This is a genomic window from Herbaspirillum seropedicae (assembly GCF_001040945.1).
GTDB lineage: Bacteria > Pseudomonadota > Gammaproteobacteria > Burkholderiales > Burkholderiaceae_D > Herbaspirillum > Herbaspirillum seropedicae.
Window position 1 is genome coordinate 1,049,499 of the sequence record NZ_CP011930.1, and the last position, 21,599, is coordinate 1,071,097.

Consider the following 21,599-nt stretch of genomic DNA (forward strand, 5'->3'; position numbering starts at 1 on the left):
GATGAGCGCGCCGCTGTTGCAGATCGAGGCCATCGAGGTGCGCTACCAGGGCGCGCTGCTGGCCTTGGAGGAGGTCAGCCTGGAGGTGCAGGCCGGCGAGATCCACGCACTGCTGGGCGCCAATGGGGCGGGCAAGTCGACCACGCTCAAGGCAGTCTCCAATCTGCTGGCGGCGCAGCGCGGACAGGTGCGCGCTGGCCACATCCTCTACGAGGGCCGCGAGGTCGGCCGCAGCAGTCCGGCCGAGCTGGTACGGCAGGGATTGGCGCAGGTGCTGGAGGGGCGGCATTGCTTTGCCTCGCTGACGGTGGAAGAGAACCTGCTGACCGGCTGGCCCGCGCACTTCACCCGGCGCACCGTGCTGCGCGCGGCGCTGGAGCGCATCTATGCCTTCTTCCCGCAGCTGCATCAACGGCGCCGCAGCCTGGCCGGGCTGTGCTCGGGCGGCGAGCAGCAGATGCTGGCCATTGGGCGGGCGCTGATCTCGCGGCCGCGCCTGCTGGTGCTCGATGAACCCTCGATGGGGCTGGCGCCGAAGGTAGTGGCGGACATCTTTGCGCAACTGAGCCGGCTCAACCGCGAAGAGGGCGTGGCCCTGCTGGTGGCCGAGCAGAACTCGGCGGTGGCGCTGCAATACGCGCATCGCGCCACGGTGCTGGAGCATGGCCGTAGCGTCCTCAGCGATGAGGCCCAGGCGCTGCGCCAGCGGGCCGATATCCAGTCCTTCTACTTTGGCGAGGGACGCGGCCTGCAGGCGGCCTGAGCGCGCTCAGTCCTGGAAGGCCTTCATGCGCGTGCTCAGATGCTGCAACAGCCGGTTGGCAGCGGTGGAGAGCTGCCGGCCGGTGCGCGTGATGAGGTGAGCTTCCGAGCGGGCCAGCAGGGCATTGCGTACCGGAATCGCATAGAGCTCGCGGGCTGCCAGTTCGGTGGTCACCGCAAAGAGCGGCAAGAGCGTGAAGCCCAGTTCGGACTTCACGAAATGCTTGAGGATGGCAATCGAATTGGTGGTGATGGTGGGCGTGAGCCGGGTCTTCTCGATCAGCGTGGCCGCTTCCACCAGCTGCCGGGTGCCATAGGCCAGGTGCGTGAGCGCCATCGGATAGCCCGCCAGTTCGCGCAGCGTCACCGACTCCACTTTCCCCAGCAACGGAAACTGCCGGCCCACGATGGCATACATGGGCTGGCGCGCCACTGCGCGGCTGACGATCTTGGCCTCCACCGGAGGATTGAAGACCAGCCCGATCTCGGCCTCGTCGGCGGCCACCGCACTGACCACTTCGTTGGTGCCGGCCAGGTCCAGCACCAGCGCAATCTCGGGGTACTTCTTGCAGAACTGCTTGATGGGCCCGCTCACCATGTCCGAGATGAATCCCTCCCCCATGATGATGTTGATCGATCCGCGCTTTAGGCCGCGGATCTCCTGCAGCTTGGCCAGCACGTCGGACTGGTGCGAGCGCTGCTCCCGGTAATACTCCAGCAGCAGGGCGCCAGCTTCGGTCGGGCTGACGCCGCGCTTGTGGCGCTCGATCAGCGGCACTGCCAGTTCCTGTTCCAAGAGGCTGATCTGGCGGCTCACCGCCGAGGGTGCGATGTCGAGGGCATCGGCCGCCGCTCTGACGCTGCCGGTGCGTACCGCTTCGTACAGATAGGCAATGCGATGGTCATTGAGCGTGTCGCCCATGCGCGTCTCCGTGTTCTCAAAATTCGAACAATAAACATGATCTGTGCGGATTGATTGTAGTGATCAAAGCCGCCAAACTCAACGCTCATCAGATGAAAGTTCGCGTATCACGCTGCGAACACCTTGCATCTTGTGCGGTATGTCAGTGATTTTGCTGCGATGCGCAAAATCAGTGCGAACCTCGCATCATGCTGGCGCAAGCCCGCCTCCATTTGGTGAACATGAGTTGATCGATTGAGAACGCAAAGGACGAGGATGAAAAAGATCGGAGTGATTGGCCTGGGCAACATGGGCCGTGGCATGGCGTTTTCCCTGCAGCGCGGGGGCTATGAGGTGCTGGGCTATGACGCCCAGGAGTCCACCCGTACGGCCCTGGCCCAGCAGGGGTTGCACTGCGTGGACTCGATTGCGGCGCTGGCGCCGGCCGTGGAGATGGTGGTGCTGTCGCTGCCGACCTCGGACATCGTGGAGCAGGTGGTAGAGGGCGAGGGTGGACTGCTGCAGCATGGCGCGCCCGGACTGGTGATCGTCGACACCACCACGGCCGATCCCAACAGCACCCGGCGCCTGGCCGCCCGGTTGCAGGCGGCCGGCATGGAGCTGGTGGATGCGCCGGTCAGCGGCGGACCCAAGGGCGCGGCCACGGCCACCATGGGCATGGTCATCGGCGGCAGCGCCGAGACTGTCGCGCGCATCGAGCCGGTCCTGGCGGTGATGAGCGCCAAGCGCGTGCACGTCGGCCCGGTGGGGGCGGGCCACGTGGCCAAGCTGCTCAACAACCTGGTCACCGGCACCCATCTGCTCATCGCTGGCGAAGCGGCGCGCATTGCGGCGGCCGCCGGGCTGGATGCGCGCCAGATCTTCCAGGGCCTGGCAGCGGGTTCGGCCAACAGCAAGGTGATCGAGGTCTTCTATCCAACCTGGATCTTCAATGAAGCCTTCGACTCCGGCTTCACCATGAAACTCATGCGCAAGGACTTGCGCCTGGCCATGAACCTGATCGAGGAGACCCGCAGCACCACGCCCCTGGCCAGGGAAGCGGGACGGCTGTGGGCCCGCAGCGTGGAAGGCCTGGCCGATGCAGAAGATTTCAACCGCATCGTCAATTACATCGAACACTGATTTCCGGAGTCCTCCATGCAAAGCAATGACGCAGAAAACCTGATGCTGGCCTTTGGCCATTTCTTCCCCGGTGCCAAGGAGATCGGTTCCTGGATCAATGGCGAACTGGTCGCCGGCCAGGGCGAGATCATCCAGCTCTACAACCCCGCCACCGGCCGTGCTTCGTTGAGCTACCGCGATGGCGGTGCCGCCGCTGTCGAGGCGGCGGCCGTGGCCGCCCAGCGCGCCCAGCGCCAGTGGTGGGCGCTGAGCCACGCTGCACGCGGCCGCGCCCTGTATGCGGTGGGTGCGGTCATCCGCGCCGAGGCCGAACCGCTGGCGCGACTGGAAGCGATCTCCTCGGGCAAGCCCATCCGCGATTGCCGGGCCGAGATGCAGAAGGTCGCCGAGATGTTCGAGTACTACGCGGGATGGGCCGACAAGTTCTATGGCGAAGTCATTCCCGTCCCCAGCTCGCACCTGAACTACACCCGCCGCGAACCTTATGGCACGGTGCTGCAGATGACGCCCTGGAACGCGCCGGCCTTCACCTGTGGCTGGCAGCTCGGCCCGGCGCTGGCGACCGGCAATGCGGTGCTGCTCAAGCCTTCCGAACTGACGCCCTTCTCCTCGCTGGCCATCGCCCGCCTGGGCGAGCAGGCCGGTCTGCCGGCTGGCCTGGTCAACGTGCTGGCCGGACTGGGCCAGACCATGGTGCCGCAGGCCATGGCGACCTGGACGGTGAAGAAGGTGATCTTCGTCGGTTCGCCCGCCACCGGCGCGCTCATCGCCAAGGCCGCTGCCGCGCGTGTGATGCCCTGTGTGCTGGAGCTGGGCGGCAAGTCGGCCAACATCATCTTCGAGGATGCCGACCTGCGCCTGGCGGCCTTCGGGGCCCAGGCGGCAATCTTCTCCGGCGCCGGGCAGAGTTGCGTGGCCGGTTCACGCCTGCTGGTCCAGCGCAAGGTCTATGACCGCTTCGTCGAGACGGTGGCCGCTGGTGCCGAGAAGATCCGCCTGGGTGCACCGCTGGATGACAGTACCGAAGTCGGCCCGATCAACAACCGCAAGCAGTACGAGCACATCCAGCGCATGGTGGCGCGTGGACTGGAAGCGGGCGCGACCCTGGCAGCCGGCCACACGCGCTATGGCGAGGAGGGCTACTTCGTGCGCCCGACCCTGCTGGCGCATGCCAGCAATGCCATGGAGGTGGCGCGTTCGGAGATCTTCGGTCCGGTGGCCGTGGCCATTCCCTTTGAGGATGAAGAGGAAGCCATCGCCATCGCCAACGACAGCGAATTCGGCCTGGCCGGTGCGGTCTGGACCCGCGATGTGGCGCGTGCCCATCGGGTGGCGGCCAGCGTCAACGCCGGCACCTTCTGGGTCAACAGCTACAAGACCATCAACGTGGCCTCGCCCTTCGGCGGCTTCAACCGCAGCGGCTACGGGCGTTCCAGCGGCATGGAAGCGCTCTACGACTATACGCAGACCAAGAGCGTCTGGGTCGAGACCTCGGCCAGTCCGGCCACGCCTTTCGGCTATGCCGGCTGAGGCCCGGCACTTTACGTAGCACACACTGACCGATCCACCACCAACCGGCCGCCTTGCCTGCGCAAGGTGGCCGTCGCCACGAGGGAGAAGCAAGATGCAAGCAAGCTATGCCAGTCATGTCGCGCCACCCCAGGGAGAGCGTAGCCGCTTCCCCTTCCTGAAGCTCTACTTCCTGACCGCCATCGTGATGCTGCTGGCCGACTGGATCGGGTCGGTCACGCTCAACGTCGGTCCGGGCAAGGTGGTGCTCCTGCCCATGGTGTGGGCCATCCTGATGGGCGGCGTGCTGGGGCTGCTGCACAAGTCCATGCCGGCGCCGCTGCGACTGGATACGTCCCTGCAATTCCGCGCGGCCTCGGTGCTGCAGCCGGCACTGTTGCTGTTCATCGCCAAGCTGGGCCTGATGGTGGGCAGTTCGCTGCCCAAGCTGGCCGCCGCCGGCTGGGCGCTGGCTTTCCAGGAGCTGGGGCATTTCGTCGGCACCATCCTGATCGGCCTGCCGCTGGCGCTGCTGCTGGGCATCAAGCGCGAGGCCATCGGCGCTACCTTCTCGGTGGGGCGCGAACCCAGCCTGGCCATCATCGGCGAGCGCTACGGCATGGATTCTCCCGAGGGGCGCGGCGTGCTGGCCGAGTACCTGACCGGGACCCTGTTCGGGGCCGTGTTCATTGCCATCCTGGCGGGCTTCCTGGCCAGCCTCAACCTCTTCCATCCGTATGCGCTGGCCATGGGGGCGGGCGTGGGCTCGGGCAGCATGATGGCGGCGGCGGCCGGCGCCGTGGCGGCCCAGCAGACTGCCGACGTGGCCAAGGACGTGATGACCTTTGCGGCGGCCAGCAACCTCATCACCACCACATTGGGTACCTACTTCACGCTGTTCATCTCGCTGCCGCTGGCGGTGTATGGCTATCGCGTGCTGGAACCCATCCTCGGGCGCACCACGCGGGCGTCCACCGAGCAGAGCCAGGTCAGCGCCAGTGACCATGCCGAGGTGCCGGAACTGAATCCGCTGCAAAAGTGGGGCGCCTGGGGTGTGGCGGCGGTACTGACCCTGGTGAGCGACTGGATCCTCTATGGCAGCAAGCCCATCGAGACCTTGCCCGGCATGCTGGTGATCCTGGCGGCGGTGGCCGTGGGTGACGTGTTGTGCCGTCTGACGGGGCGCAGGGTGCCGGCGGTATGCTGGGTGTCCATCATGGCCATGGCACTGACCTCGCCGCTCTGTCCGTGGGCGCCGCAGCTGGTGGCGCTGACCGGCAAGATCAATTTCCTGTCGGTGACGCCGGTCATGCTGACCTTCGCCGGCCTGTCGCTGGCCAAGGATATTCCGGCCTTCCGCCGCCTGGGCTGGCGCATCGTGCTGGTGTCCTTCGCCGCCAATGCCGGCACCTTTATCGGTGCCACCCTGGTGGCCGAGATCTTCCATTGAGCGCAAATAAAACCGCGCTTTGCTGGCCCAGATCAAAACATCGGCAATGAGCGCGACTGTGCGCTGACCCGGCTGACTATACTGGCGAAAGATGGCCGTACGGCAACAGGCTGTGCGGCCATCTTGTGTTTAGTCATCCAGGATGCCCTCATGCTTGCCCAACTCAAAGCCGCCTTCAAGTATTTCAACGATGCCGTTCCCTTCAAGCTGGTCCCGGCGCTGATCGCCACCGCGGTCCTGATCGCGCTCTTGCTCACGCCCTGTCCGACCGGCCTGGAGCCCAAGGCCTGGGCGCTGGTGGCGATCTTCCTCACCACCATCGTCGCCATCATCCTCAAGGTCATGCCCATCGGCGTGATGGCGATGATGGCCATCGTCATCGTCTCGCTGTCGCAGGTCACCTCGACCTCTTCCAAAGGGGCGATCACCGATGCGCTGGCCAGTTTTTCCAACCCGCTGATCTGGCTCATCGTGGTGGCCATCCTGATCTCGCGCGGATTGAAGAAGACCGGGCTGGGCCGTCGCGTGGGACTGATGTTCATTGCCCTGCTGGGCAAGCGCACCATCGGCATCGGCTATGGCCTGGCCATCTGCGAACTGGTGCTGGCGCCCTTCACGCCCAGCAATACCGCACGCGGCGGCGGCATCGTCCACCCCATCATGAAGTCGATCGCCAACGCCTTCGATTCCGATCCCGCCAAGGGGACGCAGAACAAGGTCGGCAGCTATCTGGCGCTGGTCAACTACCACGCCAATCCGATCACTTCGGCCATGTTCCTCACCGCCACCGCGCCCAATCCGCTGGTGGTGAACTACGTGGCCAAGGCCACCGGTCATGCGCTGCAACTGACCTGGACCACCTGGGCGCTGTGCATGCTGTTGCCCGGCCTGGTGTGCCTGCTGATCATGCCGATGGTGATCTACCTGCTCTCGCCACCGGAATTGAAGTCCACGCCCAACGCCGTCGATTACGCCCGCAGCGAGCTGGACAAGATGGGCAAGCTCGGCGCCAGCGAAAAGGTGATGCTGGGCACCTTCGCCCTGTTGCTGCTGTTGTGGGCCAACGTCCCGGCCATGTTGCTTGGTGCGGCCTTCACGCTTGATCCCACGGTGGTAGCGTTCGTGGGCTTGTTCGTGCTCATCATCACCGGCACCATCGACTGGGACGACGTGCTCTCCGAGAAGAGCGCGTGGGACACCCTGGTCTGGTTTGGCGCGCTGGTGATGCTGGCCGAGCAGTTGAACAAGACCGGCGTGGTGGCCTGGTTCTCGGAAGGCATGAAGGCCGCCATCGTCGCCAGCGGCATGGGCTGGATCGCCGTGGCCGCAGTGCTGCTGCTGGTGTTCGTGCTGTCGCACTACTTCTTTGCCAGCACCACCGCGCACATCAGCGCGATGATGCTGGCCTTCCTGACCGTCGGTGCGCAATTGCTGCCGCCGCAGTACGTGGTCCCCTTCATGCTGATGATGACCGCAGGTTCGGGCGTGATGATGACGCTGACCCATTACGCCACCGGCACCTCGCCCATCATCTTCGGCAGCGGCTATGTCTCCATGGGCAAGTGGTGGGGCGTGGGCTTTGTGATGGCGGTGGTGGAGCTGCTGGTGTTTGCGACGGTGGGGATGGTGTGGTGGAAGGGGTTGGGGTATTGGTAGGATTTTTCCGTCCTCGAAGCGGAGCAACATTGCGGGCTGTTATTGGTGGTGCGGCTTCGCTTCGTGATCGGTTCGGGCCAGAATGCGGCTTCCATCGTCACCTCAGCGAGGTTTGCATCATGCGGTAAATTGATTCTGTATCACCAGGCGAGTTGCTTAAGCGGGAGTTCCTGGAGCCCTTGTGCATCGCCCAATACCGCCTGGCAAAGGAAATCGGCGTCTCGCAGTTGCGCATCAGCGAGATCGTCAACGGCAAGCGCGCCATCACGGCAGATACCGATTTGCGGCTGGCGCGCTTCTTCGGTTTATCCGATGGTTACTGGCTGCGTGCTCAGGTTGTGCATGACACTGAGGTGGCGCGGGAAAAGATGCGTGATGTGCTGGCGGGCATCAAGCAATGGCAACCCAAGGAATCCACTCCGGCCTGAGGGTGAAACGCAATCAATGAAAATGGCGGCTTCCAAAAGGAGCCGCCATTTTTCATGCCACTGATCTTCTGGCTTCGGACGCTTACTTCAGATCCAGCACAATCCGCCCATCAATCTTGCCCTCTTCCATCCGCGCAAAGATGGCATTGATGTTGTCCAGCTTGTCCCAGGTGAAGTGCGCAGCGACCTTGCCTTCGGCGGCGAAGACCAGCGACTCTTCCAGATCCTGGCGGGTGCCGACGATGGAGCCGCGCACGGTGATGCGCTTCAAGACGGTGTTGAACACCGGCAGGCTGATGTCGCCGGGCGGCAATCCGACCAGCGCCATGGTGCCACGTGCGCGCAGGAAGCCGAAGGCCTGTTCCATCGCCTTGGGTGAGACTGCTGTGACCAGCGCGCCATGCGCGCCGCCGATGATGCGCTGGACTTCGGCCACGGCGTTGTGGTTGCGGCCATCGACGGTGAGGTCGGCGCCCAGCTTCTTGGCCAGCGCCAGCTTGTCTTCGTGGATGTCGGCGGCGACCACGTGCATGCCCATGGCCTTGGCGTATTGCACGGCCATGTGGCCCAGGCCGCCAATGCCGGAGATGACGACCCACTCACCGGGACGTACCTCGGTTTCCTTCAAGCCCTTGTAGACGGTCACGCCGGCGCACAGCACCGGGGCGGCGGGGCCGAAGTCCAGGTTGTCGGGCAGGTGACCGACGAACTTGGGATCGGCCAGGCCGTATTCGGCAAAGCTGCCGTTGACGGAATAGCCGGTGTTCTGTTGTTCGGCGCACAGGGTTTCCCAGCCGGTGCGGCAGGGCGAGCAGCAGCCGCAGGCCGTGTGCAGCCAGGGCACGCCGACGCGGTCGCCTTCCTTGACGTGCTTGACGCCCGCGCCTACGGCGGCGACATAGCCGGTGCCTTCGTGGCCGGGAATGAAGGGGGGCGTGGGCTTGACGGGCCAGTCGCCGTGCGCTGCGTGCAGGTCGGTATGGCACACGCCGCTGGCTTCGAACTTGACCAGGATCTGGCCCGGCGCAGGCGTGGGGACGGGAACTTGCTCGATGGACAGGGGCTTGCCGAATTCGCGGACGACGGCCGCTTTCATCATTTGCGTCATATGCACTCCTCGGGGGGATCAACGGGATGCGAGGGCAGGGCGGCCTTGTGCTGCGCTGGCGGCCTGTTGTTCCTGCCTGCGGATGTCACTATCCTCCGCGCCCGGCATGACGACAATCGATGAATGCGCATGGATTGATCCATGTCGCCCATTGTTCAAAAACTTGATTTTTCTCTATTCATATCGCTTAACTGGAAAGCAAGCACAATCTCGCTCCGGATGCAGGTCCGTGGCGGCCGATCACTTGGCGATCACCACTTCCACATCCGTCTCGGCCAGCAGCTTGGCCAGTTCCGGCGGGGGCGGGGCGTCGGTAAAGAGCACGTCGATCTGCGACAGGTGCGCCATCTTCACCAGCGCCTGCCGGCCGAACTTGCTGGCGTCGGCGACCAGCCAGACCTGGCGGGATTGTTCGATGATGGTCTGGGCGACCTTGACTTCGCGTGCATCGAAGTCACGCAGGACGCCATCCATTTCGATACTGGAAATGCCGATGATGCCGATGTCCACCTTGAACTGGCGGATGAAATCGATGGTGGCTTCGCCGACGATGCCGCGGTCGCGCGCGCGCACCACGCCGCCGGCGATGATCACTTCCAGCGCCGGATTGCTGGCCAGCGAATTGGCCACGTTCAGGTTGTTGGTCACCACATGCAGGTTCTTGTGCTGCTGCAGGGCCAGCGCCACCTCTTCGGTGGTGGTGCCCAGGTTGAGGATGAGCGAACAGCCATCCGGCACGCGCGCGGCCACGGTGCGGCCGATGCGGCGCTTGGCCTCGGCATGCATGACCTGGCGCTGCGGATAGGCAATGTTTTCCGTCGAGGACAGCAGCCCTACGCCACCGTGGTAGCGCGCCAGCAGGCTGGCGTCGACCATGGCCTTGACGTCGCGCCGTACCGTCTGGGTGGTGACGTTGAGCTGCTGGGCCAGCTCTTCCACGGAGATCGTGCCGTGCTTGCGCACGCATTCCAGCAGGGTTTGTTGCCTGGGGTTGAGCATGGTGTGATAGTTGATAAATGAATAATTATTCTGATCGAATATGAACATTAAAAAACATAAACGAACTTAAAACAACAAATAATTGTTGATTTACTTTCGGGATGTCGCTTATCTTACGGTGCATTGGCAACTCCGGGGCACCGGCGTGCGCGCACTGAACGAAGTGGAGAAGAGGCGAATGACGCTCGAATACGATCTCTTGGTAGTAGGCGGTGGCATCAATGGCGCCGGCATCGCGCGCGATGCTGCCGGCCGTGGCCTGCGCGTGCTGCTGTGTGAACAGCACGACCTGGCCCAGCATACGTCCTCGGCCAGCACCAAGCTCATCCATGGTGGCCTGCGCTACCTGGAATACTATGAATTCAAGCTGGTGCGCAAGGCGCTGCAGGAGCGTGAAGTGCTGCTGCGTTCGGCCCCGCACATCATCTGGCCGCTGCGCTTTGTCATGCCGCACGATGCCAACCAGCGCCCGGCCTGGATGATCCGCGCCGGCCTGTTCATGTACGATCACCTCGCCAAGCGCGAGATCCTGCCTCCCTCCGAGGGCGCCAACCTGGCTCGCCATGACGCCGGCCAGCCGCTCAAGGGCGATTACCGCAAGGGCTTTGTCTATTCCGACGGCTGGGTCGATGATGCGCGCCTGGTGGTGTTGAATGCGATGGATGCGCAAGAGCGCGGCGCCCGCATCCTCACCCGCACCAAGTGCATCAGCGCGCGCCGCGAAGGCGATATCTGGCATGCCGTGCTGGAACACCAGCGCGAGGGCGGCGTGCAGCAGGAAGAAGTGCGCGCACGCGCCATCGTCAATGCCGCCGGTCCCTGGGCTGCGCGCTTTGCACAGGCCGTGCCGCAGGCCAAGAGCGGGCGCAGCCTGCGCCTGATCAAGGGCAGCCACATCGTGGTCAAGCGCATGTTCGACCACCCCTACGCCTACATCTTCCAGAACCCGGACAAGCGCATCATCTTCGCCATTCCCTACCAGGAAGAATTCACCCTCATCGGCACCACCGACCTGGAGTACCACGGCGACGCCGGCAAGGTCGAGATCGATGCGGCGGAGATCGACTACCTCTGCGACATGGCCAACCGCTATTTCAAGCGCCAGATCGGCAAGGAAGACGTGGTCTGGACCTACTCGGGCGTGCGTCCGCTGCTGGATGACAGCGCCGAGAATGCCTCGGCGATCACCCGCGACTACCTGCTCGAATGCGATGACGCCGGCGCCCCCATGTTGAACGTCTGGGGTGGCAAGATCACCACCTACCGCAAGCTGGCGGAGGAAGCGCTGGCCATGCTGGCGCCGCACCTGGGCGCATCTTCCCAATCGTGGACGGCGGGCGCACCGCTGCCGGGCGGTGACCTGGAGCAGCCCGGCAAGATGGTGGCGCGCTATGACTTCGACGCCTACCTGCGCAAGTTCCAGGCGCGCCATCCGTGGCTGCCTGCCGAGCTTGCCCATCGCTACGCGCGCAGCTATGGTTCGCGCGTGGAGCAGATCATCGGCCAGGCCGACAGCCTGGCGGCGCTCGGTGAAGAACTGAGCCCGGGCCTCTACGAAGCCGAGGCGCGGTATCTGGTGCAACATGAATGGGCGCGCAGCGCCGACGATATCCTGTGGCGCAGGAGCAAGCTGGGCCTGCATTGCGGACCCCAGCACAGAGGACGGCTGGAGGCATGGTTGGCAAGTCTGCCTGATCATGCCACCCTCTGATCCCAGGTCGCCGCAAGCCATCAATTAAAAAAAGTAGCGAGGAGACAGCGTGACCCTGGAACTGAAACAAGTGGCCAAGACGGTCGGTGCCGAAACGCACCTGTACCCTCTTGACCTGAACCTTGCCAAAGGCGGCATCAATGTCTTGCTGGGACCGACCCAGGCCGGCAAGACCTCGCTGATGCGCATCATCGCCGGGCTCGACAAGCCCACCGCAGGCCGCGTGCTGGTCGATGGCCAGGACGTGACCGGCGTGGGCGTGCGCGAGCGCAACCTGGCGATGGTCTACCAGCAATTCATCAACTATCCGGGCCTGACGGTGTTCGAGAACATCGCCGCGCCCCTGCGCCTGCAGAAGCAGCCCGAGCAGGAAATCAGCAAGCGCGTCAAGGAGATTGCCGACAAGCTGCACATCGCGCATCTCTTGCAGCGCCTGCCGGGCGAGCTCTCCGGCGGCCAGCAGCAGCGCTGCGCGCTGGCGCGTGCGCTGATCAAGCGCGCGCCGTTGGTACTTCTGGATGAACCGTTGGTCAACCTCGATTACAAACTGCGCGAGGAATTGCGCAGCGAACTGATCTCGCTCTTCGCCACCGGCGACACCACCGTGGTCTACGCCACCACCGAGCCGCAGGAAGCGCTGCTGCTGGGCGGGCATACCGCGGTGATGCACCAGGGCCGCCTGCTGCAGTTCGCGCCGACCCTGGAACTGTTCAACAGCCCGGCCTCCACGCAGGTGGCTGCGATCTTCAATGATCCGCCCATGAACCTGCTGGAAGCCACGGCCATTGCCTCGGCTCCTGGCGTGGCGGCGATCTGCATGAGCGACGGCAGCGTGCTTGAAATCGCTGGCCGCCCGCTGGCCCTCTCCGAAGGGCAAAGCTGCAAGTTGGGCATCCGCTGCAATGACGTGCGCCTGGAAGCGCTCACCGGACCTGGCGTGAGCCTGGGCTGCAGCGTGACGCTGGCCGAACTGTCCGGCTCCGAAACCTACCTGCACCTGCGCCATGGCGAGGTGCCGCTGGTGGCGCAGCTGTCGGGCGTGCATGAGGTGGCCATCGGCAGCACGGTGCAAGTGAGCATCGCCGCTGCCAAGGCTTTCCTGTTCGATACACAGGGTCGCCTGTTGAGCGCCCCGATGGAGACTCGCTGACATGGCCCGCATCGAATTCAAGAACCTGGGCCACGCCTACAGTGGCAATCCGGCCAGCCTCAAGGACTACGCCCTGCAACCCATGAACATGGTGTGGGAGGATGGCGGCGCCTATGCGCTGCTGGGTCCCTCGGGCTGCGGCAAGTCGACCTTGCTCAATATCATTTCCGGTCTGCTGCAGCCGTCGGAAGGGCAGGTGCTCTTCGATGGCCGCGACATGACCCGCATGGCCACCCGCGATCGCAACATCGCGCAGGTGTTCCAGTTCCCGGTGCTCTACGACACCATGAGCGTGTTCGACAACCTGGCCTTCCCGCTGCGCAACCGCAAGATCGCCGAGCGCGAAGTGCAGGCGCGCGTGCGCGAGATCGCCGAGATGCTCGACCTCACCCGCGACCTCAAGCAGCGCGCGGCCGGTCTGTCGGCCGACGCCAAGCAGAAGATCTCGCTGGGTCGCGGCCTGGTGCGCAAGGACGTGGCGGCGATCCTCTTCGATGAACCGCTGACGGTGATCGATCCGCACATGAAGTGGGAGCTGCGCCAGAAGCTCAAGGAAATCCATCACCAACTGAAGCTGACCCTCATCTACGTCACCCACGACCAGGTCGAAGCCCTGACCTTCGCTGACGAAGTGGTGGTGATGACCGAGGGCAAGGTGGTGCAGCAGGGCAAGCCGGAGGCCTTGTTCCTGCGTCCCGATCACACCTTCGTCGGTTATTTCATCGGCAGCCCCGGCATGAACTTCTGCCCGGTGCGGCTGGAGGGCGACGCCGTCCTGCTGGGCCAGCAGCGCCTGCAGATCGAGGCTGCGCAATTGCAGGCGCTCAAGAACAGCAACGGCGAACTGAAGCTGGGCATCCGTCCCGAATTCGTCGAACTGGCCGCGCCGGGTGCGACGGGCGCCGTCAGCGCCGAGATCACCCAGGTCCAGCTCCTGGGCACCAGCCAGCTGGTGACGGCGCAGTTCGAGGGCATGAGCGTGAAGGCGCGTCTGTCGCCGGAGATGAAGATCGCCACCGGCAATCAATGGCTGCGACTGGCCAAGCCCGAGACGATCTACTTCAGCAACGACGAGAGAATAGGACGCTAAGCCATGAACAAGCCCTACAACAACAAGGCCTGGTTCTTCATCCTCCCGGTCTTCCTGACGGTGGCCTTCTCGGCCATCATTCCGCTGATGACGGTGGTCAACTATTCGGTGCAGGACATCATCAGCCCCGAGCAGAAGGTCTTCGTGGGCCTGGACTGGTTCCGCGAGGTCATGCGCGATGGAGAGCTGCATGCAGCGCTGCTGCGCCAACTGATCTTTTCCTTCTGCGTGCTGCTGGTGCAGATCCCGCTGGGCATCGGTCTGGCGCTGGCCATGCCGCACAAGGGCTGGAAATCCTCGGCCACGCTGGTGATCCTGGCCATGCCACTGCTCATTCCATGGAACGTGGTAGGCACCATCTGGCAGATCTTCGGGCGTGCTGACATCGGCCTGGGCGGCTATGTGCTCAACCTGCTGGGCATCGACTACAACTATGCCTCCAACCCGCTGGACGCCTGGCTGACGGTGTTGCTCATGGATGTGTGGCACTGGACTCCGCTGGTGGCGCTGCTGGCCTTCGCTGGCTTGCGCTCCATTCCCGATGCCTACTACCAGGCGGCGCAGATCGATGGCGCCAGCCGCTGGGCGGTGTTCCGCTACATCCAGCTGCCCAAGATGCGCGGTGTGCTGGTGATCGCGGTGCTGCTGCGCTTCATGGACAGCTTCATGATCTACACCGAGCCCTTCGTGCTCACCGGTGGCGGCCCCGGCAATTCGACCACCTTCCTGAGCCAGTACCTCACGCAGAAAGCCGTGGGCCAATTCGACCTCGGTCCGGCCGCTGCCTTCTCGCTGATCTACTTCCTCATCATCCTGCTGTTGTCCTTCGTGCTCTACAACTGGATGCAGAGCGCCGGCAACCATGCCAATGCTTCGGGTGGCCAACATGAATAACACTCAAGACAAGAGTCTCACCCGCCTGCTGGTGATGCTGCTCTACATCGCCTTCACGCTGGTGCCGCTGTACTGGCTGCTCAACACGTCGCTCAAGACCAACGAGGAGACCCTGTCGGTCTTCACGCTCTGGCCGAACGCGCCGACGCTGAACAACTACAAGACGATCTTCACCGATCCCTCGTGGTATTCGGGTTATATCAACTCCATCATCTACGTGGCCATGAACACGGTCATGTCGCTGCTGGTCGCCTTGCCCGCCGCCTATGCGTTCTCGCGCTATCGCTTCCTGGGCGACAAGCACATGTTCTTCTGGCTGCTGACCAACCGCATGACGCCGCCGGCGGTCTTCCTGCTGCCGTTCTTCCAGCTCTATTCCACCATTGGGCTGTCGGATACGCACATCGCGGTGGCGCTGGCGCACATGCTCTTCAACGTGCCGCTGGCGGTGTGGATCCTGGAAGGCTTCATGTCGGGCGTGCCGCGCGAGATCGATGAGACGGCCTATATCGATGGCTTCTCCTTCCCGCGTTTCTTCCTGCGCATCTTCCTGCCGCTGATCAAGTCGGGCGTGGGCGTGACGGCCTTCTTCTGCTTCATGTTCAGCTGGGTGGAATTGCTGCTGGCGCGCACGCTCACCTCGGTCAACGCCAAGCCCATCAGCGCCATCATGACCCGCACCGCGTCGGCGGCGGGGATGGACTGGGGCATCCTGGCGGCCGCTGGTGTGCTGACGATTGTTCCGGGCGCCCTGGTGATCTGGTTCGTGCGCAACCACATCGCCAAGGGCTTCGCAATGGGGAGAGTGTGATCATGGGAAATGCATTGTCGTGGATGTCGTGGACGCCGCCTGTTGCGATCTTCTTCGTGTGCGTGGTATTGATGCTGGTGGGCATGACGGTGTGGGAAATCCGCTCGCCGACCATCGAGCGCAAGGGCTTCCTGCCCATGCGCACGACCCGGGGCGACCGCTTGTTCATCGGTCTTCTGACCGCGGCCTATATCAACCTGGCCTGGGTGGGATTGACCGACAAGGACCAGTGGTATGCAGTCGCGCTGGGTTTTGTGGCGCTGGTGCTGATCATGCGCAAGGGCTGATTGGATGTCATGACTACCGTTCGTCCTGAGTAGCGGCAAAGCCGCGTATCGAAGCCTGTCCTGAGCCTGTCGAAGGGGCGCTCCTGATTCTGAGCGTCCCTTAGACAGGCGCAGGAGCGCCTTCGATACGGCCCTTACGGGCCTACTCAGTCCCAACGGTTCGTGGTGAGCTGGAAAACGGTTTTTATAGCAGCAGGCAACAGATCTGTACTAGAACGGACGTCCGGGGATTCTCCTTCCCTACCCGGCACGCCAATTCAGGGGAAGGTGACGAGGAGACATGATGCAGAACATGCGGAAAATCAAACTGACCGTGCTGGCCGCCGCCATGGTGATGGCAGGCGTGGCCGGCAATGCCTGGGCCGATATCAAGGCGGCCGAAAAGTGGGTGGATTCCGAATTCCAGCCCAGCACGCTGTCGCGTCCACAGCAGGTCAGCGAGATGCAATGGTTCATCGACGCGGCCGCCAAGCTCAAGGCCAAGGGCGTCAAGGAAATCCACGTGGTCTCGGAGACCCTGGACACCCACGCCTATGAATCCAAGACCCTGGCCAAGGCCTTTGAGGAAATCACCGGCATCAAGGTCATCCACGATGTGATCCAGGAAGGCGACGTGGTCGAGAAGATGCAGACCTCGCTGCAATCGGGCAAGTCCATCTATGACGGCTGGGTCAACGACTCCGACCTGATCGGCACCCACTACCGCAACGGCCAGACCGTGGTGCTGACCGACTACATGGCCGGCCCCGGCAAGGAATACACCAACCCCGGCCTGGACCTGAAGGACTTCATCGGCACCAGCTTCACCACCGCGCCCGATGGCAAGCTCTACCAGCTGCCCGACCAGCAGTTCGCCAACCTGTACTGGTTCCGCGCCGACTGGTTCGCGCGCAAGGATTTGCAGGAGAAGTTCAAGGCCAAGTATGGCTATGAACTGGGCGTGCCGCAGAACTGGTCGGCCTATGAAGACATCGCGGCCTTCTTCACCAATGACGTGAAGGAACTCGATGGCAAGAAGATCTACGGCCACATGGACTACGGCAAGAAGGACCCGTCGCTGGGCTGGCGCTTCACCGACGCCTGGCTGTCGATGGCCGGCGCGGCCGACAAGGGCTTGCCCAATGGCTTGCCGGTGGACGAGTGGGGTATCCGCGTCGCCGATGACAAGTGCACCCCGGTGGGTGCGTCGGTCGCCCGTGGCGGCGCCACCAACTCGCCGGCGGCGGTCTATGCGCTGACCAAGTACCTGGACTGGATGAAGAAGTACGCGCCGCCTGAAGCGCTGGGCATGACCTTCTCCGAGGCCGGCCCGGTGCCTGCGCAAGGTCATATCGCGCAACAGATCTTCTGGTACAGCGCCTTCACCGCCAGCATGACCAAGCAAGGCCTGCCGGTGGTCAACGCCGACGGCTCGCCCAAGTGGCGCATGGCTCCTGGCCCGCACGGCCCGTACTGGAAGGATGGCATGCAGAACGGCTACCAGGACGTCGGTTCGTGGACCTTCCTGAAGAGCACGCCGCCGGACCAGATGGCGGCGGCCTGGCTGTATGCGCAGTTCACGACCTCCAAGACCGTCTCGCTGAAGAAGTCCATCGTCGGCGTGACCTTCATCCGTGACTCCGACATCCGTTCCGACTACTTCACCAAGAACGCGGCCAAGTACGGTGGCTTGATCGAGTTCTACCGCAGCCCGGCGCGGGTGGCGTGGACCCCGACGGGCACCAACGTGCCTGACTATCCGAAGATGGCGCAGATCTGGTGGAAGAACATCTCCTCGGCCATCTCCGGCGAGAAGACCCCGCAAGGCGCGATGGACAACCTGGCCGACGAGATGGACGGTATCATGGCCCGCCTGCAGCGCGCTGGCATGAAGCAGTGCGCGCCCAAGCTGAACCCGAAGAAGGACCCGGCCACCTGGCTGTCCGACAAGGGCGCACCGTGGGCCAAGCTGGCCAATGAAAAGCCCAAGGGCGAGACCATCCCCTACGACAAGCTGCTGCAAGCCTGGAAGGATGGCCGCGTACGCTGATGCACGTTGATCCGCACGAGCCTCTGCATCACGCGTGAGATGACGCCATCCCGGCCGGTGTCGGGATGGCGTCTTCGTTTTGATGTGATGTTGGGTGGACCGGGTGGGTCGGATGGATCGGGTTATCGTTATTGAGTGTTATTGAGTGTTATTGCAGGTTATTGAGTGTTATTGATTTTTGGTTGGTGATTTTAAGTATCCGTCGGTATCAGTTGGTTTATTCATTTTTTGTGATCCAGTTTTTCATCAGTACGTCAGCAAGGAACAACCATGGCTTATCTGCTCGCCCTCGACCAGGGAACCTCCAGCTCGCGCAGCATCATCTTCGACCAGAGCGGCGCCATCGTGGCGACCGCCCAGCAGGAATTTCCGCAGATCTTTCCCCAGCCCGGCTGGGTGGAACACGATCCCATGGACCTGTGGCACAGCCAGCTGCAGACCGCGCAGAAGGTGCTGGCGCAAAGCGGCATCAAGGCCAGCGAACTGACTGCCCTGGGCATCACCAACCAGCGCGAGACCACCGTGGTGTGGGAGCGCGCCACCGGCAAGCCGGTCTACAACGCCGTGGTCTGGCAGGATCGCCGCGCCGAAGTGGTCTGCGCGGCATTGCGTGAGCGCGGCCTGGGCGAGGCCATCCAGAAGAAGACCGGGCTGGTGCTTGATCCCTATTTTTCCGGCACCAAGCTGCGCTGGATCCTGGACCACGTCGATGGCCTGCGCGCCCGCGCCGAGCGCGGCGAGCTGCTGTTCGGCACCGTCGATTCCTGGCTGGTGTGGAACCTGACGGGCGGCCGTCTGCACGTGAGCGATGTGTCCAATGCGTCGCGCACCATGCTGTGGAATATCCATACCGGCGCCTGGGATGAGGAATTGCTGCAATGGCTGGGCATTCCCGCCGCGATGCTGCCGCAGGTGCAGCCCTCGGCGCATCTCTATGGCGAGATCGATGCGCAGCACCTGGGCGCGGCCGTGAAGATCGGCGGCATCGCCGGCGACCAGCAGTCGGCCCTGTTCGGCCAGGCCTGCGTGCGTCCTGGCATGGCCAAGAATACCTATGGCACCGGCTGCTTCATGCTGCTGCATACCGGCGACCAGTGCGCCACCTCGCACAATGGCCTCATCAGCACGGCGGCCTGCCAGGTCGATGAGCAGAAACAATATGCGCTGGAAGGCAGCGTCTTCATCGGCGGTGCAGTGGTGCAGTGGCTGCGCGATGGCTTGAAGGCCATCAAGACCTCCACCGACGTCGAAGGCCTGGCCTGCTCGGTGGAAGATTCGGGTGGGGTGGTGTTCGTGCCGTCCTTCACCGGACTGGGCGCGCCTTACTGGAATCCTTCGGCCAAGGGCGCCATCGTCGGCCTGAGCCGGGGCAGCACGGTGGCGCACATCGCCCGCGCGGCGCTGGAGTCGATCGCCTTCCAGAGCACGGCGCTGCTCAATGCCATGGTGCGCGATGCCGTCTCACCGATCACCGAGCTGCGCGTGGATGGCGGGGCGGCGGCCAACAACCTGTTGCTGCAGTTCCAGGCCGACCTGCTGGGCATCCCGGTGATCCGTCCGCAGGTCACCGAGACCACGGCCCTGGGTGCAGCCTACCTGGCTGGTATCGCCACGGGCGTCTATCGCGATCTGTCCGAGCTGTCCTCGCAATGGCGCATGGAACATACCTTCGAACCCAGCATCGGGCGCGACCAGGCGCAGGCGCGCATCCACGCCTGGGAGGCGGCGATCCGCCAGGTCAGCGCCGGTCAGGCTTGAGGGGAAGAGTGCGCCGGGTCGCCAGATGAGGACGGCCCGGCGGGAGATACGGCGGCCAGATCAGGTCGGCACGCCCGTGCTCAGCAGTTGCATGGCGTCCAGATGGCTCAGGCGCGCCCATTCCTCGCCACCGCGGGCGACGATGGTGTCGGCCTCGGGGTTGGCCAGCAGGTCGAGGATCTCGGTGTCGGTCACGGTCATGCTGTCGTCGTAGTGGAATACCTTGAGCACCGGACGCGTGAGGTCCTGGGCGTTCTGGCGGATCACGAAACCCGAGCGGCCCGATTCCAGCTTGACGATGGAGCCCACCGGATAGATGCCCAGGGTCTTGACGAAGGCCAGGAACATGGCGCGGTCGAAGTGGCCGGTCCAGCTGGCCATGGCCGAGATGGCTTCGGCGGGGTCCCAGGCGCGCTTGTAGGGGCGGTCCGAGGTGAGAGCGTCATAGACGTCGCAGATCGCCGCCATCCGTGAATAGAGGGTGATGGCGCCGGCCCGCAGTCCTTCCGGATAGCCGTTGCCGTCGATCTTTTCGTGATGGTGCAGGCAGACGTCGCGGGCGTAGTCGGGGACGTTGGGGTCCTGGCTCAGGTACTTGTAGCCCAGCTCGGGGTGTTTCTTGATCTGGCTGAATTCCTCGTCGCTCAGCTTGCCGGGCTTGTTGAGCAGTTCATGCGGGATGAAGGCCTTGCCCACATCGTGCAGGAAGCCGCCCAGGCCGGCTTCGCGGCAGGCCGTCTCGTCCAGCCCCAGGGTGCGGCCCAGCGCCACCATCAGGGCGCACACCGCTACCGAGTGCAGGTAGGTGTATTCATCGGCCAGCTTCAGGCGCAAGACGCTGAGCGCCCCATTGGGGCTCTTGATCACCGATCCGGCGATTTCTTCCACCACCGAGACGCAGCGCTCCATGTCCAGCACCTTGCCCATGCGGGCTTCGCTGAACATGGCCTTGGTCGCCTTCTTGGCGGTCTCGCGCAGGGCCATGGCGTCCAGCAGGACGGCGTCGATGGGCGGCGCGGCGGCGTGTTCGGGTTCCGGGGATGGCTCCGTTTCCTGCAGCGGCGCGGCGCTGTCGGCCGCTTCTTCTTCCTGCGCTACATCCAGGCCGCGTTCGGTATCGATCCAGCAATAGGCGATTCCGCTGGCGTGGGCCTGCCTGAGTTCGCTGTCGTTCTTGAGGAGGAACTTGTTCTTCCAGAATGGATGGTCCAGCCAGGCCGCTTCGAAGCCACAGAAGTACATGCCGAGGACCAGATCCTCCACTTTAATTTTCTTTAACATTTCTTTGCATCTCTCCGGCGCGCGCCGGGGAATGGTTGATCGCGGCCGAGATGGGTGCGGATCAGGATTGCCAGTTGTCAATCATCTCATATGGACGTGCATAAGTGAACGCTTGATCTCAGCCGGAAAAGCAGCTGCGCAACACTTGACAGAATGGCATCGCTGCGTCGATCGCCGCAAAAAAAGCCCGTCCTGGGAAGGACGGGCTGCAAAGATCCGCTGGATGTCGTCGCAGCGGACAAGGGGAAAGAGGAGTCCCGATGTGGCTACTGTAGGCCGCGAAAATTAAGCCAGACTTAAATGGGCGAAGGTTTTTTTGCTGCCGGGCAACGTGGCGTTGCCGCATCAGGCGGGCCTCGCCAGATCAGATTGTTCCCATGGGCAGGGCTTGGCGCTGGTACGCTTGAAGCCATCCGGATGGCAATACAAAAAAGGGGGGGGCATCCGGAGATGGACAAGCCCGAGGTCGCCTGGGGGCAGGCGCCGGTCAATGCCGGACGATGGACCTGGGGCGCGCCATTCCCCGGACCGCTGTGATGCTGTAACGCCGCGGTCACAACATCCCATTAGCTTGCACCGTTCCGGCTTGTCCGGGATGCGGTTGCGTGCGCCTGATTGCTCCGATCCACACC

The 21,599-nt window shown here is 63.6% G+C and carries 18 protein-coding genes; 14 read left to right on the plus strand and 4 right to left on the minus strand.

The window, feature by feature from the left end; genetic code table 11:
- The first annotated feature begins 1 nt into the window (after window position 1).
- Entirely contained in the window at window positions 2–763 is a 762-nt protein-coding gene (locus ACP92_RS04770; protein WP_013232988.1) for an ABC transporter ATP-binding protein, read from the plus strand.
- A 6-nt stretch (window positions 764–769) separates the two neighbouring features.
- Here the strand turns inward: ACP92_RS04770 and ACP92_RS04775 are convergent, their stop codons facing one another.
- Window positions 770–1,684 (minus strand): LysR family transcriptional regulator, encoded by a 915-nt coding sequence (locus ACP92_RS04775; protein WP_013232989.1) that lies wholly within the window; start codon window positions 1,682–1,684, stop codon window positions 770–772.
- Window positions 1,685–1,918: 234 nt separating this feature from the next.
- On the opposite strand from ACP92_RS04775, the gene ACP92_RS04780 reads away from it, so the two are divergent.
- The 5 genes from ACP92_RS04780 to ACP92_RS04800 all read left to right on the plus strand — a co-directional run bounded on the left by ACP92_RS04780 (window position 1,919) and on the right by ACP92_RS04800 (window position 7,849).
- Complete coding sequence (locus tag ACP92_RS04780; RefSeq protein ID WP_269147547.1) at window positions 1,919–2,806, plus strand: NAD(P)-dependent oxidoreductase; 888 nt, start codon at window positions 1,919–1,921, stop codon at window positions 2,804–2,806.
- Window positions 2,807–2,821: 15 nt separating this feature from the next.
- On the plus strand, window positions 2,822–4,336 hold the full coding sequence (locus tag ACP92_RS04785; protein WP_013232991.1) for an aldehyde dehydrogenase family protein: 1,515 nt from the start codon (window positions 2,822–2,824) through the stop codon (window positions 4,334–4,336).
- Window positions 4,337–4,430: 94 nt separating this feature from the next.
- Window positions 4,431–5,765 (plus strand): DUF3100 domain-containing protein, encoded by a 1,335-nt coding sequence (locus ACP92_RS04790; RefSeq protein WP_013232992.1) that lies wholly within the window; start codon window positions 4,431–4,433, stop codon window positions 5,763–5,765.
- A gap of 150 nt (window positions 5,766–5,915) precedes the next feature.
- Entirely contained in the window at window positions 5,916–7,421 is a 1,506-nt protein-coding gene (locus tag ACP92_RS04795; protein ID WP_013232993.1) for a DASS family sodium-coupled anion symporter, read from the plus strand.
- 128 nt (window positions 7,422–7,549) lie between these two features.
- Window positions 7,550–7,849: a HigA family addiction module antitoxin gene (locus tag ACP92_RS04800; protein WP_082147454.1), complete on the plus strand. Its 300-nt coding sequence runs from the start codon at window positions 7,550–7,552 to the stop codon at window positions 7,847–7,849.
- An 82-nt stretch (window positions 7,850–7,931) separates the two neighbouring features.
- Here ACP92_RS04800 and adhP read toward each other — a convergent pair whose 3' ends face one another.
- Together adhP and ACP92_RS04810 are read right to left on the minus strand one after the other, a co-directional pair.
- The gene (adhP, locus tag ACP92_RS04805; protein WP_013232995.1) at window positions 7,932–8,957 is read right to left on the minus strand and encodes an alcohol dehydrogenase AdhP; all 1,026 of its coding nucleotides are present in this window, start codon (window positions 8,955–8,957) and stop codon (window positions 7,932–7,934) included.
- Window positions 8,958–9,197: 240 nt separating this feature from the next.
- Window positions 9,198–9,956 (minus strand): DeoR/GlpR family DNA-binding transcription regulator, encoded by a 759-nt coding sequence (locus tag ACP92_RS04810; protein WP_041311549.1) that lies wholly within the window; start codon window positions 9,954–9,956, stop codon window positions 9,198–9,200.
- A 178-nt stretch (window positions 9,957–10,134) separates the two neighbouring features.
- On the opposite strand from ACP92_RS04810, the gene glpD reads away from it, so the two are divergent.
- From glpD to glpK, 8 genes are all read left to right on the plus strand, one after another.
- On the plus strand, window positions 10,135–11,667 hold the full coding sequence (glpD, locus tag ACP92_RS04815) for a glycerol-3-phosphate dehydrogenase (protein ID WP_013232997.1): 1,533 nt from the start codon (window positions 10,135–10,137) through the stop codon (window positions 11,665–11,667).
- A 49-nt stretch (window positions 11,668–11,716) separates the two neighbouring features.
- Entirely contained in the window at window positions 11,717–12,817 is a 1,101-nt protein-coding gene (locus ACP92_RS04820; RefSeq protein ID WP_013232998.1) for an ABC transporter ATP-binding protein, read from the plus strand.
- Window position 12,818: 1 nt separating this feature from the next.
- Window positions 12,819–13,907 (plus strand): ABC transporter ATP-binding protein, encoded by a 1,089-nt coding sequence (locus tag ACP92_RS04825; protein WP_048348504.1) that lies wholly within the window; start codon window positions 12,819–12,821, stop codon window positions 13,905–13,907.
- Window positions 13,908–13,910: 3 nt separating this feature from the next.
- The gene (locus tag ACP92_RS04830; RefSeq protein ID WP_013233000.1) at window positions 13,911–14,801 is read left to right on the plus strand and encodes a carbohydrate ABC transporter permease; all 891 of its coding nucleotides are present in this window, start codon (window positions 13,911–13,913) and stop codon (window positions 14,799–14,801) included.
- A complete protein-coding gene (locus tag ACP92_RS04835) occupies window positions 14,794–15,612 on the plus strand; it encodes a carbohydrate ABC transporter permease (protein WP_013233001.1) in 819 nt (272 codons plus the stop codon). The genes ACP92_RS04830 and ACP92_RS04835 overlap by 8 nt, the downstream gene beginning before the upstream one ends.
- 2 nt (window positions 15,613–15,614) lie before the next feature.
- The gene (locus ACP92_RS04840) at window positions 15,615–15,899 is read left to right on the plus strand and encodes a DUF2160 domain-containing protein (protein WP_013233002.1); all 285 of its coding nucleotides are present in this window, start codon (window positions 15,615–15,617) and stop codon (window positions 15,897–15,899) included.
- A gap of 280 nt (window positions 15,900–16,179) precedes the next feature.
- A complete protein-coding gene (locus tag ACP92_RS04845) occupies window positions 16,180–17,928 on the plus strand; it encodes an ABC transporter substrate-binding protein (protein ID WP_013233003.1) in 1,749 nt (582 codons plus the stop codon).
- A 270-nt stretch (window positions 17,929–18,198) separates the two neighbouring features.
- Window positions 18,199–19,686, plus strand: coding sequence for a glycerol kinase GlpK (gene glpK, locus ACP92_RS04850; RefSeq protein ID WP_013233004.1), 1,488 nt, complete (start codon window positions 18,199–18,201; stop codon window positions 19,684–19,686).
- Between the two features lie 60 nt (window positions 19,687–19,746).
- On the opposite strand, the gene ACP92_RS04855 is transcribed toward glpK, so the two are convergent.
- Window positions 19,747–20,967: a cyclic di-GMP phosphodiesterase gene (locus ACP92_RS04855; protein WP_013233005.1), complete on the minus strand. Its 1,221-nt coding sequence runs from the start codon at window positions 20,965–20,967 to the stop codon at window positions 19,747–19,749.
- Between the last annotated feature and the right edge of the window lie 632 nt (window positions 20,968–21,599).

Coding starts and splice junctions, on each gene's coding strand:
- ACP92_RS04770 (WP_013232988.1), top strand. CDS start 2: ATGAGCGCGCCGCTGTTGCAGATCGAGGCCATCGAGGTGCGCTACCAG.
- ACP92_RS04775 (WP_013232989.1), bottom strand. CDS start 1,684: ATGGGCGACACGCTCAATGACCATCGCATTGCCTATCTGTACGAAGCG.
- ACP92_RS04785 (WP_013232991.1), top strand. CDS start 2,822: ATGCAAAGCAATGACGCAGAAAACCTGATGCTGGCCTTTGGCCATTTC.
- ACP92_RS04790 (WP_013232992.1), top strand. CDS start 4,431: ATGCAAGCAAGCTATGCCAGTCATGTCGCGCCACCCCAGGGAGAGCGT.
- ACP92_RS04795 (WP_013232993.1), top strand. CDS start 5,916: ATGCTTGCCCAACTCAAAGCCGCCTTCAAGTATTTCAACGATGCCGTT.
- adhP (WP_013232995.1), bottom strand. CDS start 8,957: ATGACGCAAATGATGAAAGCGGCCGTCGTCCGCGAATTCGGCAAGCCC.
- ACP92_RS04810 (WP_041311549.1), bottom strand. CDS start 9,956: ATGCTCAACCCCAGGCAACAAACCCTGCTGGAATGCGTGCGCAAGCAC.
- glpD (WP_013232997.1), top strand. CDS start 10,135: ATGACGCTCGAATACGATCTCTTGGTAGTAGGCGGTGGCATCAATGGC.
- ACP92_RS04825 (WP_048348504.1), top strand. CDS start 12,819: ATGGCCCGCATCGAATTCAAGAACCTGGGCCACGCCTACAGTGGCAAT.
- ACP92_RS04830 (WP_013233000.1), top strand. CDS start 13,911: ATGAACAAGCCCTACAACAACAAGGCCTGGTTCTTCATCCTCCCGGTC.
- ACP92_RS04835 (WP_013233001.1), top strand. CDS start 14,794: ATGAATAACACTCAAGACAAGAGTCTCACCCGCCTGCTGGTGATGCTG.
- ACP92_RS04840 (WP_013233002.1), top strand. CDS start 15,615: ATGGGAAATGCATTGTCGTGGATGTCGTGGACGCCGCCTGTTGCGATC.
- ACP92_RS04845 (WP_013233003.1), top strand. CDS start 16,180: ATGATGCAGAACATGCGGAAAATCAAACTGACCGTGCTGGCCGCCGCC.
- glpK (WP_013233004.1), top strand. CDS start 18,199: ATGGCTTATCTGCTCGCCCTCGACCAGGGAACCTCCAGCTCGCGCAGC.
- ACP92_RS04855 (WP_013233005.1), bottom strand. CDS start 20,967: ATGTTAAAGAAAATTAAAGTGGAGGATCTGGTCCTCGGCATGTACTTC.